The sequence below is a fragment of the Flavobacterium sp. genome, assembly GCF_965277525.1.
In the GTDB taxonomy this organism is placed as follows: Bacteria; Bacteroidota; Bacteroidia; order Flavobacteriales; family Flavobacteriaceae; genus Flavobacterium.
The window spans coordinates 750,339-767,273 of record NZ_CBDIDC010000002.1 but is presented as its reverse complement, the minus strand read 5'-3'; the positions used below and the strand labels follow the sequence as shown (position 1 = coordinate 767,273).

Genomic DNA, 16,935 nt, shown 5'->3' with positions numbered 1-16,935 from the left:
CATGCAAAAAGTAAATGTTTGGAAGGAAAAAATAATCCTACCCACCTATGAGGTGGGCAAACCTGAAAAAAATCCTGTATTTATTGAGAAAAGAGTGTATCAGGGAAGTAACGGATCTGTATATCCTTATCCGGTTATTGAAAAAATCGCAGACGAAAAAATCGACAAAGAATATCAGGCCGTTTATCTTGAAAATGAGTTTGTTAAAATAATGATTTTGCCTGAACTTGGCGGACGCGTTCATATGGCGTATGATAAAACCAAAGAACGTCATTTTGTATATTACAATCAGGTTGTAAAACCGGCATTAGTAGGACTTACTGGCCCGTGGATTTCTGGCGGAATCGAGTTTAACTGGCCGCAGCACCACCGACCAACGACTTTTGATCCGGTTGATTTTACTATCGAAGAACATGAAGACGGAAGCGCAACCGTTTGGTGCAGCGAAGTCGAGCGTATGTTTAGAACCAAAGGTATGGCGGGTTTCCGGTTATATCCCGATAAAGCCTATCTGGAAATCAAAGCGCAATTGTACAACAGAACTTCTTTCCCACAAACCTTTTTATGGTGGGCCAATCCTGCGGTAAAGGTAAATGACGATTACCAATCGGTTTTTCCTCCGGATGTCAATGCGGTTTTTGATCACGGAAAACGTGATGTTTCGTCTTTCCCGATTGCAAAAGGAACGTATTATAAAGTCGATTATTCGCCGGGAACTGATATTTCACGTTATAAAAATATTCCGGTTCCAACATCTTATATGGCAATTGCATCCCAATATAATTTTGTGGGCGGATATGAAAATGATTCTAAAGGCGGATTATTACACGTTGCCAATCATCATGTTTCTCCGGGAAAAAAACAATGGACTTGGGGGCACGGCGATTTTGGTCGCGCCTGGGATCGTAACCTAACGGATGAAGATGGCCCGTATATCGAATTGATGTGTGGTGTTTATACCGATAATCAGCCCGATTTTACGTGGATTATGCCGGGGGAACAAAAGGATTTTACGCAGTATTTTATGCCCTATCGTGATTTAGGAATCGTAAAAAATGCAACCAAAAATGCGATGGTTAATCTGGAAAACATCGACAATAAGTTAGTAATTAAAGCCTACACAACGGGTGTTTATCCGAATACGAAGGTTACTTTAAAGAATAATGATACTGTTTTATTCCAAAAGCAATACGATGCTTCTCCGTACAATTCATTCGAAGAAACTATTGATTTTGATACTACCTCTTTAGAAGGATTATCAATCTCGGTAACTGATGCTGATAATAAAGTTTTAGTAGACTGGACGTACGAAGGACCTAATGAAGCCGAAATTCCGGAAGCTGCAAAACCGGCTCTTGCTCCTGAAGATATTGAGCACAACGAGCAATTATTTCTGACAGCGCAGCATTTAGAACAATACCGACACGCGACTTATAGCCCGATTCCGTACTACGAAGAAGCCATTAAGCGTGATGCCGGCGATATTCGTTCGAATAATGCGATGGGATTATGGTTGATGCGCAGAGCGAAATTTGAAGAAGCCGAACCTTATTTTAGAGCCGCTATAAAAACTTTGACACAACGCAATCCAAATCCGTATGAAGGAGAAGCTTATTTCAATCTTGGATTGTGTCTTAAATATCAAAATAAAAACAAAGAAGCTTATGATGCTTTCTACAAATCAACGTGGAATGTTGCGTGGCAAAATCAGGGTTATTTTTATGTAGCACAATTGGATGCCTTAAATGGCGATTATGAATTGGCATTAACACATGTCAAAAAAGCGATTTCTAAAAATACCGAAGACCATAAAGCGTTGCATTTGCAAGTAGCGTTCCTTAGAAAATTAGGACTACAGAAAAAAGCATCGCTACATACCAATCTTTATCTGGAAAATGATTGTTTCAATTTTGGATTACTTTACGAAAAGCACCTCTTAAGTAACAATAAAAAAGATCTTGAGTATTTCAATTCTCTTATTAGAAACAACATTCATACCTACATAGAATATGCCTTAGATTATGCTGCTGCAGGTTTATACGAAGAAGCTATTGATTTATTGAATGAAGGTTTGAAAGACAAAGAAACCTACCCAATGGCGTGGTATTATGCAGGTTCTTTCTATGAAAAGTTGAATGATTTTGGTCAGGCCGAAAAATGCTTCAAAATGGCATCTCAGGCAAAACCGGATTATTGTTTCCCAAATCAGATTGAAGCAGCATTGGTACTTCAAAATGTAATTCAGAAACAGACAAATGATGCGAAGGCTTTGTATTATCTAGGAAACTTTTGGTACGCTTCAAAATTTTATAATGATGCCATTTCTTGTTGGGAGCAATCAGTAATTATAGATGATACTTTCCCAACTGTGCATCGTAATCTGGCTTTGGCGTATTACAATAAATTAGAAAATGAACAAAAAGCGTTGGTTAGTTTAGAAAGAGCATTTTCATTGGATTTAGAAGATTCCAGAATCCTGATGGAACTCGATCAATTGTACAAACGTTTGAACAGAGATTTGATTTTCAGACTGGCTTTCTTAGAAAAACATTTGGAATTGGTGATTCAGCGTGATGATGTTTATTTAGAAAGAGTGGCTTTGTACAATCTTTTAGGGAAACACAATAAAGCGCTGACCTTATTACAAAACCGAATTTTCCATCCGTGGGAAGGCGGCGAAGGAAAAGTAAGCGGACAATATTTGGTTTCTTTAACTGAAATTGCCAAACAGCAAATGTCAGAAGGAAATTACGATAAAGCGATTGAACTTTTGGAACAAGCCCAAACCTATCCTGATAATTTGGGTGAAGGAAAATTACCAGGCGCACAGGAAAATGATATTCATTATTGGTTGGGTGTGGCTTTTGAGAAGAAAAACAATGTAGAACAAGCTAATAATTGGTGGCAAAAAGCAACTCAGGGATTAGAAGAACCTACGGCTGCGATTTTCTACAACGATCAGCAACCGGATAAAATTTTCTATCAGGGTCTGGCTTTCTTAAAATTAAATGATATTGCTGAAGCCAATAAACGTTTCGAAAAACTGGTCGCTTATGCAAAACAGCATTTAAACGATCATGTTACGATAGATTATTTTGCGGTATCTCTCCCGGATCTTATGATTTGGGAAGACGACTTAGACAAACGCAACAAAATTCACTGTCTCTACATGCAGGGATTAGGTCTTTTAGGGTTGGATAGAAAAGCGGAAGCTGAGCAAGTTTTTGAAAGTGTTTTATCTGAAGAGAAAAGTCATTCAGGAGTGACGATACATTTGTCCTTATTGAAGAATGAGGAATCAGTTTTTATTTAAGTTAGTATTTTAAATAGTTAGACCCGACAGGTTTTAAAAATCTGTCGGGTCTTTGGAAAAAAGGTTTGATGATTAATTTCATCAAACCTTTTTTATTGTTTTTTAGCAACGTAATTTCCGTAATCTTGTCATTTCGAGGAACGAGAAATCTCCGTTGCCAGATCGATAAAGATTGGTATGTTTTTATCGAATTTCTTTGTCGAGTTACTTGCGAAGATTTCCCGTTCCTCGAAATGACAAGATTGTGGTCATGATTGCGAAAGATGGATTAAAATCCATCCCTACAATATAAATCGAGCCGAAGGCTCTTTACAAAAGTTCCGGAGGAACGATTCATTTTGTAGCAACGGATTTTAATCCGTTGAAATGAGTAAAAAAATTGGTTTTATCATAGAAATCGAAATGACAAACTAGGGTAATTAGGTAGACCTAACAGGTTTTAAAAACCTGTTAGGTCTTCATTTTACGATCTAATTACTCTGCCTATCTTCTAATTTACTCCCCCATTTCTTATTCGGTTTTGATCCCATAACGAATTCTAAAGTTCCTCCATTATCAATATCGGTTTGATGGATAAATGTTTTGGTATAAGCTTTCCCATTCAATTTGGCGCTTTGGATATAAATATTTTTATCAGAAACGTTCTTTGCTATAACCTTAAAAGTCTTTCCGTCTTTTAATTGAATCGTTGCTTCTTTAAGAATTGGAGATCCAATAACATAGGTACTACTTGCAGGATTAACGGGATAAAAACCCATTGCACTAAAAACATACCAAGCCGAAAGCTCCCCACAATCATCATTGCCGGAATAACCTGACGAGGTTGTATTGTACATTTTCTTTAAAATCTCTGATAAATATTGTTGGGTTTTCCAGGGTTGACCTGCGTAATTGTATAAATATGCAATATGATGACTTGGTTCGTTTCCGTGTGCATATTGTCCGATGAAACCTGAGGCGTTGTCGTTTACTTCTTCGGGTTTGTCTTCTAAGGTAAAAAAAGTGTCTAGTTTTTTGGTAAATAAATAATCTCCTCCAACTAAATTTACCAATCCTTTTACATCTTGGGGAACGTACCAGAAGTACTGCCAGCCATTTCCTTCCGTAAACGGATATCCGCCATTTGCACCATATTTTAACGGATCGAATGGACCAATCCAATTGCCTTTATCGTCTTTTGCTCTGAAAAAACCAATCTGTTTATCGTATAGGTTTTTGTAGAATTGTGAGCGTTTCATAAAATGATTGTAATCATCTAATTTGCCTAATTTCTTCGCCAGTTCTGCCACACACCAATCATCGTAAGCCATTTCTAAAGTCAGCGAAACCGACTGTGATTTTAAATTCTCCGGAATATATCCGTATTTTTCCCAAATCCCAAACGGAGATCCCGGATGCTCGCGCGTTGCGGAATTCTTTACGGCCTCGAACGCCAAATCTAAATCGATACCGGGCAAGTTTTTCAGCACAGCATCAACCACAACCGGAATCGCATGATTGCCAATCATACAATAATTTTCCTGTCCCCACAATTGCCAGATGGGTAAATAACCAAAGACTTTGTAATACGCCAGCATACTATTGACAAAATCAACAGAACGTTTCGGCTGTAAAATGGTGTACAAAGGATGCGCACCGCGATACGTATCCCATAAAGAGAATGTTGAATAATACGGTTTGGATGAATTTCTGGTCGTAAAATCAGCTGATGGATAATCGCCACTCACATCTGACAAAGTATTCGGCTGAATAAAAGTATGATATAAAGCGGTATAAAAGATTTGCTTTTGCTCTGCTGTACCTTCAATTTTTATTTTGCTGAGTTCTTTTTCCCAAACTGCATCGGCTGCATTTACGGTTCCGTTAAAATCCCAGGCAGGAATTTCAGATTGTACATTCAAACGTGCGTTTTCGATACTGGTTGCCGAGATACCCACTTTTACTAACACTTCCTGTTGTTTTGAAGTATCAAAATCTAGTATCGCACGAATTGCGTTTCCATTTACTATTTTGACATTATCATAAACATTGCCTCCCTCTGTTACATGATTTCGAACTATAGGCTGCGAAAATTCAGCATGAAAAAATACTTTACGCATAGGCGCCCAACCTGTAATCACGCGATATCCTTCGATTGTATAATCATTGGGAAATGAGAGTTGCGATGCAATAATACGCGTATTCCAGTCGGATTTTTTCATCGAATGATCTAAATCGATCACAATATGCGCTTCTTTATTTTTAGGAAAACTGTATTTATGAAAACCAGCATGTGTAGTTGCCGAAAGTTCTGCTTTTATCTGATAATCTAAAAGTTCTACGCTGTAATAACCCGGTTTAGCCGTTTCTTTTTCATGAGAAAATTTAGATTGATAGGCATTTTGTCCTGCCTCTTCTTTTACTATTGCACCACTAAAAGGCATTAACATAACATCGAACAATTCTGCTACTCCAGTTCCGCTTAAATGTGTGTGACTAAAACCTGCAATGGTGTTGTCGTTGAAATTATAACCACTGGCAACGCTCCAATCTGGCGTATTTCTTGTATCAGGGCTAAGTTGTACCATCCCAAACGGAACTGTCGCTCCGGGATAATTATTCCCCGAAAGCGGCGAACCGTGTGCTGCGCCTGTACCAATAAACGGGTTTACGTGAGAGGTTCTTTTTTCTGTGGTTTGTGCTCCCAGAACTATTGAACATAATAGTGTTCCAAAGAGTATTATTTTAGTAAAATTCATTGTTTAAGATTTTGCGAAACATGATTACAAAATATTAGACCTGACAGGTTTTAAAAACCTGTCAGGTCTAAAATAAACTTTATAGATTACAATTTAGATGATGTAATCTCTTTCATTTCTCCGTTTACCTTCACTTTTACCTTTGTTGGTACAGGAGATAAAACTTCATACTTCGTTACTTTACCTTTTTCCCATTTGATGTTTATGGTAAAGTTTCCTTCGGCTTTAAGTCCTTTTACTTCCCCTTCATTTAGCCAGGCATTCGGCATTGCAGGCAATAATTCTATAAATCCGGCATGACTTTGAATTAACATTTCACCAATTCCGGCAGCTGCACCAAAGTTTCCATCAATTTGAAATGGCGGTCCTGCAGAAAGTAAATTTGGATATATACCACCGCCCGGGCCATAATTAATATTGGTATCGTGTGTTTGTCTAAGTATTGTCTTTAATAATTTATACGCTCTGTTTCCATCTTTTAAACGCGCCCAAAATAACATTTTGTATGCTATTGACCAGCTTGTTCCATCATCTCCTCTTACTTCAAGTGTTTTCTTGATGGCGTCTACAAGCTCTGGTTTATTTTCAGGAGTAATCAAAGATCCTGGGTATAAACCATACAAATGAGAAATATGGCGGTGTTGAGGATCTTCTTCTTTATAATCTTTCAACCATTCCATGATTCTTCCGTCAGGGCTAACAACTCCTGGAGGCGGCAATAATTTCAATTGTTTTTCAAGTTCAGCACTCAAATCATTATCTAATCCTAGTTTTTTAGCTGCTATGATAACGTTATTGAATAATTCGCGAATAATCTGATTGTCGATTGTAGGCCCCATACAAACGTGAGATGCATCTCCGTTTGGTAACAAAAATGAATTCTCCGGCGATACAGATGGTGATGTTACCAACCAACCCGTTTCAGGATCTTTTACCAACATACTTTTGTAAAACTGTGCTGCTCCTTTTAAAACAGGATAAATTTCAGCTAAATAAGCCTGATCATTAGTATACAAATAATGGCTCCATAAATTATTACACAACCAGCCTGAACCTGATTTTGTGATTCCCCATGAAGCACTTTCTCCCGGTTCTGTAAAGCCCCAAACATTGGTAATTACGTGTGCTACCCAACCATCGGCATTGTAATATGCTTTGGCTGTCTTTTCACCATTTGGTACTATTGCTTTGGTTAAATCTTTTAACGGAAGATTCAATTCTGATAAATTAGCGCTTTCTAATGCCCAGTGGTTCATCTGAACATTTACATCAAGATGATAATCTGCGTTCCATGGCGTTTGGACATTATTTGCCCATAATCCTTGTAAATTTGGAGGAAGTAATCCCACTCTGGTGCTGCTAATACTCAAATAACGACCGTATTGGTAAAACAAAACCGGAAGTCCCGTATCTGAATCCGGTTTATTTATAAAAGCATCTAAACGCTCATTTGTAGGCAATGTGTTTTTTGTAGTTTTTCCGATGTTCAGCACCACACGATTGAACAGCTTTTGATAATTTTCGATATGTTTTTTCTTCTGATCGGCATACTTTTTCTGCATTGCTGCATCCAGAATTTTATCTACAGCTGATTCGAAGTTTTTATCTTTATAATCTGTTCCGGCAGAGATGAACAATACTACTTCGGTTGCGTTTTTTATTTCAATTGCGTTATTGGTATAGGATGCATTTCCATCAATTAGATGTGCTTTTACTTTAGCTTTATATTTCATTCCTTTTCCGTCAGTTCCGTTGTTTAACTGTCCTGTCATTACAAGAGAATTATCGGTACCATTTACGGTTTTAAAACGCTCCGGACGATCTAACTGAACGGTAAAATTCAGCTTTCCTTTTTTGCTTGTTGTCAGTCTGATAAAAGAAGCATCATCGCCAAAGCCTGCAAAATATTCACGTTTGTACGTTACACCATCAATCGTAAACTGAGTTGCTGCAACTGCGGTTTGTAGATCAAGATTTCTGGAGTAATTTACCGGTTTTGATTGCGTTTTGTAATCAAATTTCAGTGTCATATCTCCCAAAACCTGATAGGCTCCAAATGGCACATCAGCTCCATTTCCGCTTCCTGAACCAGCTCCTGTACAGATAAAATGCTCGTCGATTAGTTTTTGGGCTTCTTTGTTTTTATTGGCTAATAACAATTTTCTTATTTGTGGCAAAAAAGAATAGGCTTTGTAATTGTTAGCGTCTTGGGGAGACCCGCTCCACAAGGTAATTTCGTTTAAAACTAATTTCTCGGTGTTAATTCCTCCGTCGGGCATAATTCCTAATCTCCCATTTCCTAATGGTAATGTTTCTTCCCATTGAGATGCGGGTTTGGTATACCATAACTCTAATGGATTGCTTTGCGAATAGCCTAAAAGAGGCAATAGTATAAGAACCAGCGCTTTTAATTTTCTGAAATTCATAATTGTCGTTTTTATTGTTTTTATGCCACTCCCGATAGTCATCGGGATAAAGGGATTAGAAATGATTTTTTTAGTCTGTGAGAAAATGTATTTAATCGTTTTCCGATGTGTATTAAACCTGTCAGGTTTGCGTTGAGAATCTTTTAAGTTTTAAAAATATACCTAACAGGTTTTGGAAACCTGTTAGGATAAAAACTTATTATTTATTGTACGGAACGGCTTTTATGACCGGTTTTTCACCATTTTTCAAAAGTGATTCATCCAATTCTATAGTCACTTCTTTGCTTTCTCCTTTTAGCAAAGTAAAATAACTATCGCTCACAATTGCCGGTAAAATCTGAGCTCCGGTTTTATCATTTACTACCTGAATGTGAACTCCAAAAGCGATTCCTGACGGGCTTGAAACTTTTGATTTTATACCATATTTTCCGTTTTGTTTTACCACTTTGCTGGAAACATTTACGTTTGCTTTTGGTAATTTATTCAGTTCTGTAAAATCTTTCATGTTGATTCCTCTCCAATAAAAGTTCTCACTTACTAACTTGTTCTGGGCATCTTTTAATTTTAATCGGATAAAATGTACCGGACTCAAATCTGAGGTATTGGCATCGGCACCAAAAACTTTAAAATCATAAAGCGAATATCCCCAGCCTGAACCACGTTTTATGCCTAACATTCGAACATAACGTGCTTTTGTTTCATCAAACGAAATGGTTTCAAGACCTTGTTTTCCTTCTTTTATAACACTTGCATCTGTCCAGTTTTTGGCGTCTGTGCTTAGCTGAATTTTATATTCTTTTCCAAAAGCATTCTCCCAGTTCAAGACTACTCTGTTAACTGTATATTCATTTTCAAGATCAACATAAACCCATTCGTTATCAGTTGAATTGCTTGCCCAACGGCTGTTTGAATCTCCATCTGTAACGTCTCTTGTATTTCCTCCATCAGTTGAAGAAGCGACTGCATTTTTCTGAAAAGCCAAATCTTTCTGATTCGAATAAAACGGAATCACAAAACTTTCTGTTGCTGTATTTGAATACGAATCTACAATCGCATTTTGTTTGAATTTTGCAACCGATTTACCATCCATATTATATACTTCTGACTCGGCTTTCAGATTCCTGAAATCGGTTCCGGTCGTATTGATTACTTTAACCGAATTATTCACTGAATTCCACTGAATGTGCATGGGCTCACAAGCTGATTTTACGCCCCAATACGCTCCTGTTAAGTCATAATAATAATCATATGTCTGCCAAACCATACTAGGATAAGAAGATTGACTCATCCAGATCATAATACCTGAAGCATCTTCCCACATATGATCTAACCAGCCTTCGTACATGGCTTTGTTGGTTTCAATATTTAGTAACTGAGCTTTTGTACTATATTCTTCCAGATTATTTGGTTTTCCGTAACGTTCATTGATGCTTTTGTCGTAATTATCCGGCGAGGCATTAAAGGCTTTTTCTCCAAAGAAATGTTTGTCCCACATTTCGTTTCTTGGCCACCAGTCTTTTTCAGGAATAAATTTTTTGAAACTTTCGATATTTGGAAAAACGGCTGTACCAATTTCGGTTCTTAAACCCCAACTTGGTCCATCTCCTGTACCCACATAAGCTGCAGGATATTTAGTAAAATAAAACCTCGGATCCTTATTGCCCCAAAGTCCGCTACCGCTAAGGTTTCCTGTGTTGGAACAAGGCTGATAATAGCGATCGTTATTGTCAAAAGTTTTGATGTTTTCAGCAATCCAACCGTTAAGCGGAGGCTGTGGCAAACCTTCGTTATTTCCGCACCAAACCGCTATACTGGCATGATTTCTAACGCGTTTTATTTTCTCGATCACATTGCTGTTAAAAACGTGAATATCTAAGGGCAAGTTTGGATTTGCATTGAGCCAAAAATCATCCCAAACCATAATACCGTATTTATCGCAAGCCTGATAAAATTCATCATCGGTAGTAGAACCTAACCAGTTACGAATGATGTTGTAATTCATTTCTTTGTGGAGTTTCACTTTAAGATCGTACCCGTCTCCTCTGCAGCGAAGCATATATTCGCTCATTCCCCAATTTCCTCCTTTAAGAAATACTCTTTTTCCGTTGATCGAAACATGTAGAACGCCGCCTTCTGTATCATACGTGTATTTTTTGATTCCGAAGGTTATTTTTTGACTATCCGAAACTACATCGCCTATTTTAAAAGTAAACTGACACGTATATAAATTAGGATCTCCATAACCATTGGGCCACCATAATTTAGGGTTCTGAATCGAAAGTTCCGGAAACTGTTCTTTGCTCAATTTTACACTTGTAATTCCGTCAGCATCGAGACTTATTTTTTTAGAAAAAGTAATGTTTCCCGGCATAATTACCCCTGTAAGAACTCCTTCCTGATTTTGTGCTGATGAATTTTTAAGCTCTACTTTTACTTCCAGATCTGCGCGTGCGTTTGAAGGCAAATTAGTATGAATCCAGGGATCTGCAATAGTAATTTTGTTTGTATTGCTCAGAAAAACATCATCTGTAATTCCGGAATTTAATCCCGGTACATAAGGCATCCAATCCCAACCGGCACTTGAAATATAGGTTGGACTTCCGTAATTGTTTAAAGGCAGTTTTGGTATGCTTACCAAAATTGCCAATACATTTTTATCGTTGCGATGTACCAACTTCGTGATATCAAATTTTCCACGTTGCATCATTCCGCTTAAAGTGGCTAATTTTTTTCCGTTAAGGTAAATATCACCTTCACGATTGATTCCTTCAAAATTGAGCCATATAATATCTTTTGTAAAATTTTCAGGAACTTTAAATGCTGTACGATACCAAAAACTACGATCGTATTTTGCTTTATCGACCTGATAAATGTTGTCTCCAAAATTGGGATCTTTTTCTAATCCGCTTACGACATACGAATTAAAAACAGTTCCCGGAACAACGGCATTTACCCAATTGGATCCGGAATAATTGGGAGTGAATATTTTAAGACTGTCCTGCCCTATTTCTGCTTGTGGTTTAATTTTCCAAACGATATCAGAAGAGTTTAAACTCACTTTGTTTTGAGCATAAATACTTAAGGAAAAAGCATTTAAAACCAATAAAAATATATAAATCTGAATATTGATAAACTTCATATTGTTACCTGATTGGTTTACAAATTGTAAACATTAAAAAAAGAATGCCATTTTGGAATAAGTTTTTTTCTAACAGAAAACTATTAGTACTGTTATTACCTAAATCCAAAATGGCATTGCAAATCAAAACTGTGATTAACCAAAGATCACGTGACCAAAAAATAAAAATTACATTAAAACTGTCTTATTTGATATTAATAACCCGGATTTTGATCCGCATCGCTTATATCATCGTTTAGCTTGATTTCTCCTAAAGGAATAGGATAACGGTTATGAAATGCAGCAATTGTACCGTTTTGTTTTGCCCATTTGTTGCGGGTACTTACTAATTCTACCAATTTTCCTGTACGAATAAGGTCCATTCTTCTCCAGCCTTCAAAAGCTAATTCACGCATACGTTCATCAAGAATTTGCACTCTAAACTGAGATTGAGAAAGTCCGCTCCACTTCATTGCTTCAGGTAATGTTCCTCCAAAAGCTCTTGTACGAACCTGATTCACATATCCTTCAGCTTCTGGCGTATTTCCTAATTCATTTAAACATTCTGCGTAATTAAGTAATACATCCGAGTATCTGATATAGGCTTTGTTTTTGCCTGAATTCCAAAATGATTGTTTTCCTTCTAAACGAATATCTTCATATTTTTTAATGTGTGGATCCAACTCATCACCCCCAAAACCAGCAGGAAGTGTTGGTTTAACTCCTTTATAAGTAAAATCATAACGAATACTTGCCTCTTTACGCACATCACCTGCTTCCCATAATCCTCCATCCGTTTTATCTTTATAACAATATTGAGTAGGAAGTATAAAATCATAACCACCAAAATAAGCATATTGATTTATATTTGCCAAAACTCTTGAACCTGTCTGCCATTGTATCTGGTTGTTATCAGGCCAGTTATTATTATACTGCCATTCGTATAAGGATTCTGGAGAATTAGCATGATCTGAACTAAAAACATCTGCGTAATTAGGCAGTAAACTATACTTCCCGGAATTAATAACTTCTCCAAACCATTGCTTTGCTTTAGCATAATCACGGTATCCTGATGCTTCAGGAGCATATAGATATACTTTTCCCAAAAGTGCCTGAGCCACACCTTTTGCAGGAAATGCAGGATTGCTCTGTGATACAGGAAGTTTTTCAATTGCTCTTTCTAAATCGGCAACTATATAAGAATAAACCAAAGCCAGAGGCTGACGTTTTAAACCAAATTCTACCGTTTTTGCTTTATCATTTATAGGTATTTCTCCCCAATATTGTGTAAGCTCAAACATTAATGTTGCTCTTAAAAAACTAGCTTCACCCATTAAAAGATCACGTTTTGCACTATCATCTTCGGTATTGCTACCTAATGCTCTAATAGATTGTGCAGCTACTTCAATTACTGGCCATCTGTCATTCCACAATTGCCCAATTGCCTGATTCTCCTGACTTAGAAAACCATTGTACAAATCAAGTCCTGCCTGGTTTGCATCTCCGGTTACCTGCAAAGCGCCTTGTTGCGCTTCGTCTGTACCAAGAGAAGTATAAAGCCCTGCACGGTCTTTTTGCATATTTCTCCAATTCGTTATAGCTCCCAAAAGAACAGGCTCTATTTTACCTAAACTTCCATAAGCCTGGGCAGCAGTAAGTGAACTTTGAGGTTCTTCTTCCAAAAAATCTGAAGAACAGGAGGTTGATAATATTGCGAGAGCCATAAAGGCTATAATTTTTGCTTTCATAAAATAATTTTTTAAATTAATTGGATTAAAGAGATACATTTAATCCCAGAACTACCATTCTTGATATAGGATAAGAATCTCCTCCCTCAGGATCATAACCTTTGTATTTCGTTACAATAAATAGATTCGATCCCGTTACATAAAACCTTACATTTTTAAGAAAAACACTTTCTGCAACCTTGTCTTGTAATGTATACGATAATGTAAGTGCATTTAATCTTAAGAATGAAGCGTCTTGTATTGCCTTATCTGTCTCACCTAAAGTATATCTTCCTCCTCCATAATAAGCTCTTGGTACATCTGTATTGGTATTAGTAGGAGTCCAACGATCTAAAAGATCTGTATGTGCTGCACTCATTCCTCCTGAGTTCATATAGCTTTCGTAGGTACCACTTGGTCTTTTACCTCCTATTGAATAAGAAAACACCGCGTTCAATGCAAAACCTTTATAATTAAGATCTGTAGAAAAACCTCCGTAATAATCAGGATTCAAATCGCCAACCACATACCTGTCTTTATCGTTTATTACGCCATCGCCATTACGGTCTTTAATTTTAATATCCCCAGCCTGAACAGTTCTACTTCCGTAATTTACTCCACTAAGGTTTTCCCCCTGTTGAGCTATACCATCATATTCAAACACATAAACTGTGTTTACCGATTTGCCTAAGAAAAAGTTCCCGGTACGTTGGATCTCATTGTTACTATAACCACCCAGATTGTATATCTCTGTAGCATCTCCATAAAGTTTAGTAACCTTATTTTTTGCCGATGATATGTTGGCAGAAACATTCCATTTAAAATCTTTGTTTTTAATAATGTCACCGCTAAGTTCTAATTCTATACCCTCATTAGTTGTAGCACCAATATTATCCAGCTTATATTTATATCCTGATGAAACTGGCATATTACGCAGCATTAAGAGATCATCATTATTGATATGAAAATAATTAGCACTTGCAGTCAGCCTGTTTTTAAAGAAACCAGTATCTAGTCCAACATTAAATTGTTTTTGTTTTTCCCATTTTAAATCAAAATTATCAATATAATTATCAGACACATAAGTTCCGGAATTATTACTAACTTGTGCATTATATAAGGCAAAATACCTGTAAGCATCTACATTTTGATTACCCACCATACCATAACCTACACGAAATTTAAGTTGATTTAATTTTTCAAATCCTGAAAGGAAATTTTCTTTAGCAATATCCCAACTTCCTGCTATTGAAGGAAAGGTTCCCCATTTGTTATTAGGACCAAATTTAGAAGAACCATCTCTTCTCACTGTACCTGTAATATTGTATTTGCCATCAAAAGTATAGTTAACTCTTCCAAAATAGGATTGGTTTGAATAATCTGTAAAATTCGAGGTTAACTGCGCATTATCCTTTTGATAAGCACCTGATAATGCCTTATATGTCAAATCATCACTAACAAATCCACGAGCTCTAACCTCAGTACTATTACCTGAATTACTCATTACAGAAAATCCTCCCATAACACTTACGTCATGCTTAGCAGCAAAAACTCTATTATAACTTACGGTATTATCCCACTGATAATTGAATTGTGAATATCTATAATGATGAGCTTCTCCATCCATAGAATTTCTAAGTGACTGTCCTGTATAACTTGGCACATAATCAAAATTTGCCTGATCTGCAATATCTACAGACAAAGTAGTTCTGATATCAAGTCCTTTTAGCGGTTTTGCACTTAAAAAATTACTACTTGTAAGTCTGTTACGTGAGCTTGAATTTATAATATCAAGACTTCTTATTGGGTTATAAAGATTCTGGTCAAACACTTCACCATATCTAAGATAAGTAGCCTTAGGGTCTATAGGCAATAGCGGATTTGCTCCCAATGCGACACCAAAGGCACTACCTTCCTGATAATTGCTCTTACTTCTTGAAAAAGTAGTATTGGTACCAAACTGCAGCCATGATTTTAAATCCTGCGTAAGGTTAATTTTTCCATTATATCTTTTAAAATCAGAGTTTTTAAGAAGTCCTTCCTGGTTAACATAATTAAAACTCACAAAATAAGTCCCTTTTTCTCCCCCTCCGCTAAAACTTAAATTATGATTAGTCTGAAAACCTGAACGCGTTACCTGATCTAGCCAATTGTAACTTTTGCCCGTTCTGTAAGATTCTAATTCATAAGGTGCAAATACAGTCGAACCATCTGACTTAATTTGATTAATATAAGCAGCACGATCAGCCCCAGGATTCTCATCCATATAACGATTGGTATAAGCATCAACTCTTAGATCAAATAGTTGTTGGCCATTCATCAACGGGATAGTTCTTGCAAATTCAGATACACCTGTCCACGTATCATACTGTATTTTTGCTTCTCCTGATCTTGAACCTTTTTTTGTCGTAATTACTATTACTCCATTAGCTGCTCTTGAACCATATAATGCAGTAGCAGAAGCATCTTTAAGAACTTCCATACTGGCAACATCGTCAGGGTTAATGTTTTCAAAATTACTATCGGTAATCAAACCATCTATTACAAATATTGGGTTACCGCCAAAGTTTAGAGAATTATTTCCCCTAATTCTTATTGAACCTGACTGACCAGGTACAGCACTTTGTTGTACATATACACCTGAGGCGCGCCCTTGTAGCGCCTGCACTACATTTGGAGTAGGAACCTCTCTAAGCTTGTCCCCGGAAACACTGCTTACAGCACCCGTTAGATCTCCCTTTTTCATTACAGCTCCAACTATGACAACTTCATTTAATTCCTGTGAACTTGGTTTTAAAGACACATTTATAACTGGATTATTGGCTGCAACACTTTGTGTATTAAATCCGATGAAAGTAAATTCTAAAGAGGATCCTGATTTAACATTGTTTAATTTGTAACTTCCGTCAATATCAGTTACGGTTGAGTTTTGTGTGCCTTTTACTATAACTGTAGCACCCGGCAGGGGTAAATTTTCATTATCTGTAACTTTACCGGTGATGGTTTGGGAATAAAGTGTACCGGCGGACATCATAACTACCAAGAAGCATAAGTATCTTATTGCAATTCTCATAATGATTTGGTTTTTAGTTAATAAAACTTTTGTTTGGTTTTTTGAATATTGAGCATTTAAGAATAGGAGAAAACGAATTGACTTATACTATACTATACTATACTACAACATTACAAACATACAAATATTTTCATAACATCCAAATTTATGTTTTAAGAAATTGATATTTTTTTCAGGTATTTTTTTCGGCTTTATTATAAATAGGAAGTTTTAAAAAGAAAAAAAGAAAGAAACCAGTAAATAAATAAAGAAATCTCAGACAAAAGCAAATGTTATCTCTTATAAAAAGCTAAAATCTGCGTTATAATATCATTTAAAACTTACAAATTTCGCTGTTTTATAATATTAATTAAAATGTAAGTATCAAAAATAAGGGTTCTGAAAGTCTACTTAATAATCTGACAAAGAGACAAAAATTGTATTTGGCTTGCCACCGTAAACAGTTTTCAGTCCCAGTTTTTCAAGCAATTTTGTGATTTCGAAGAAAGAGAAACCTCCATAAACAACTCCGTTCCTAATATCGCTAATCTTTGCCGAGTT

General features: G+C 36.5%; 6 protein-coding genes. 1 reads left to right on the top strand and 5 read right to left on the bottom strand.

What is annotated here, in order from left to right:
* The first annotated feature begins 1 nt into the window (after position 1).
* On the top strand, positions 2–3,313 hold the full coding sequence (locus tag ACQY44_RS05385) for a DUF5107 domain-containing protein (RefSeq protein ID WP_428229369.1): 3,312 nt from the start codon (positions 2–4) through the stop codon (positions 3,311–3,313).
* A 470-nt stretch (positions 3,314–3,783) separates the two neighbouring features.
* On the opposite strand, the gene ACQY44_RS05380 is transcribed toward ACQY44_RS05385, so the two are convergent.
* From ACQY44_RS05380 to ACQY44_RS05360, 5 genes are all read right to left on the bottom strand, one after another.
* Positions 3,784–6,051: a GH92 family glycosyl hydrolase gene (locus ACQY44_RS05380; protein ID WP_428229368.1), complete on the bottom strand. Its 2,268-nt coding sequence runs from the start codon at positions 6,049–6,051 to the stop codon at positions 3,784–3,786.
* An 86-nt stretch (positions 6,052–6,137) separates the two neighbouring features.
* The gene (locus tag ACQY44_RS05375) at positions 6,138–8,477 is read right to left on the bottom strand and encodes a glycoside hydrolase family 95 protein (protein ID WP_428229367.1); all 2,340 of its coding nucleotides are present in this window, start codon (positions 8,475–8,477) and stop codon (positions 6,138–6,140) included.
* Between the two features lie 199 nt (positions 8,478–8,676).
* Positions 8,677–11,616 carry a discoidin domain-containing protein gene (locus ACQY44_RS05370; RefSeq protein WP_428229366.1) on the bottom strand — a complete coding sequence of 980 codons (2,940 nt, stop codon included), beginning with the start codon at positions 11,614–11,616 and terminating at the stop codon, positions 8,677–8,679.
* 194 nt (positions 11,617–11,810) lie between these two features.
* Complete coding sequence (locus ACQY44_RS05365) at positions 11,811–13,343, bottom strand: RagB/SusD family nutrient uptake outer membrane protein (protein WP_428229365.1); 1,533 nt, start codon at positions 13,341–13,343, stop codon at positions 11,811–11,813.
* Between the two features lie 25 nt (positions 13,344–13,368).
* Complete coding sequence (locus tag ACQY44_RS05360; protein WP_428229364.1) at positions 13,369–16,395, bottom strand: SusC/RagA family TonB-linked outer membrane protein; 3,027 nt, start codon at positions 16,393–16,395, stop codon at positions 13,369–13,371.
* Positions 16,396–16,935 lie beyond the last annotated feature (540 nt).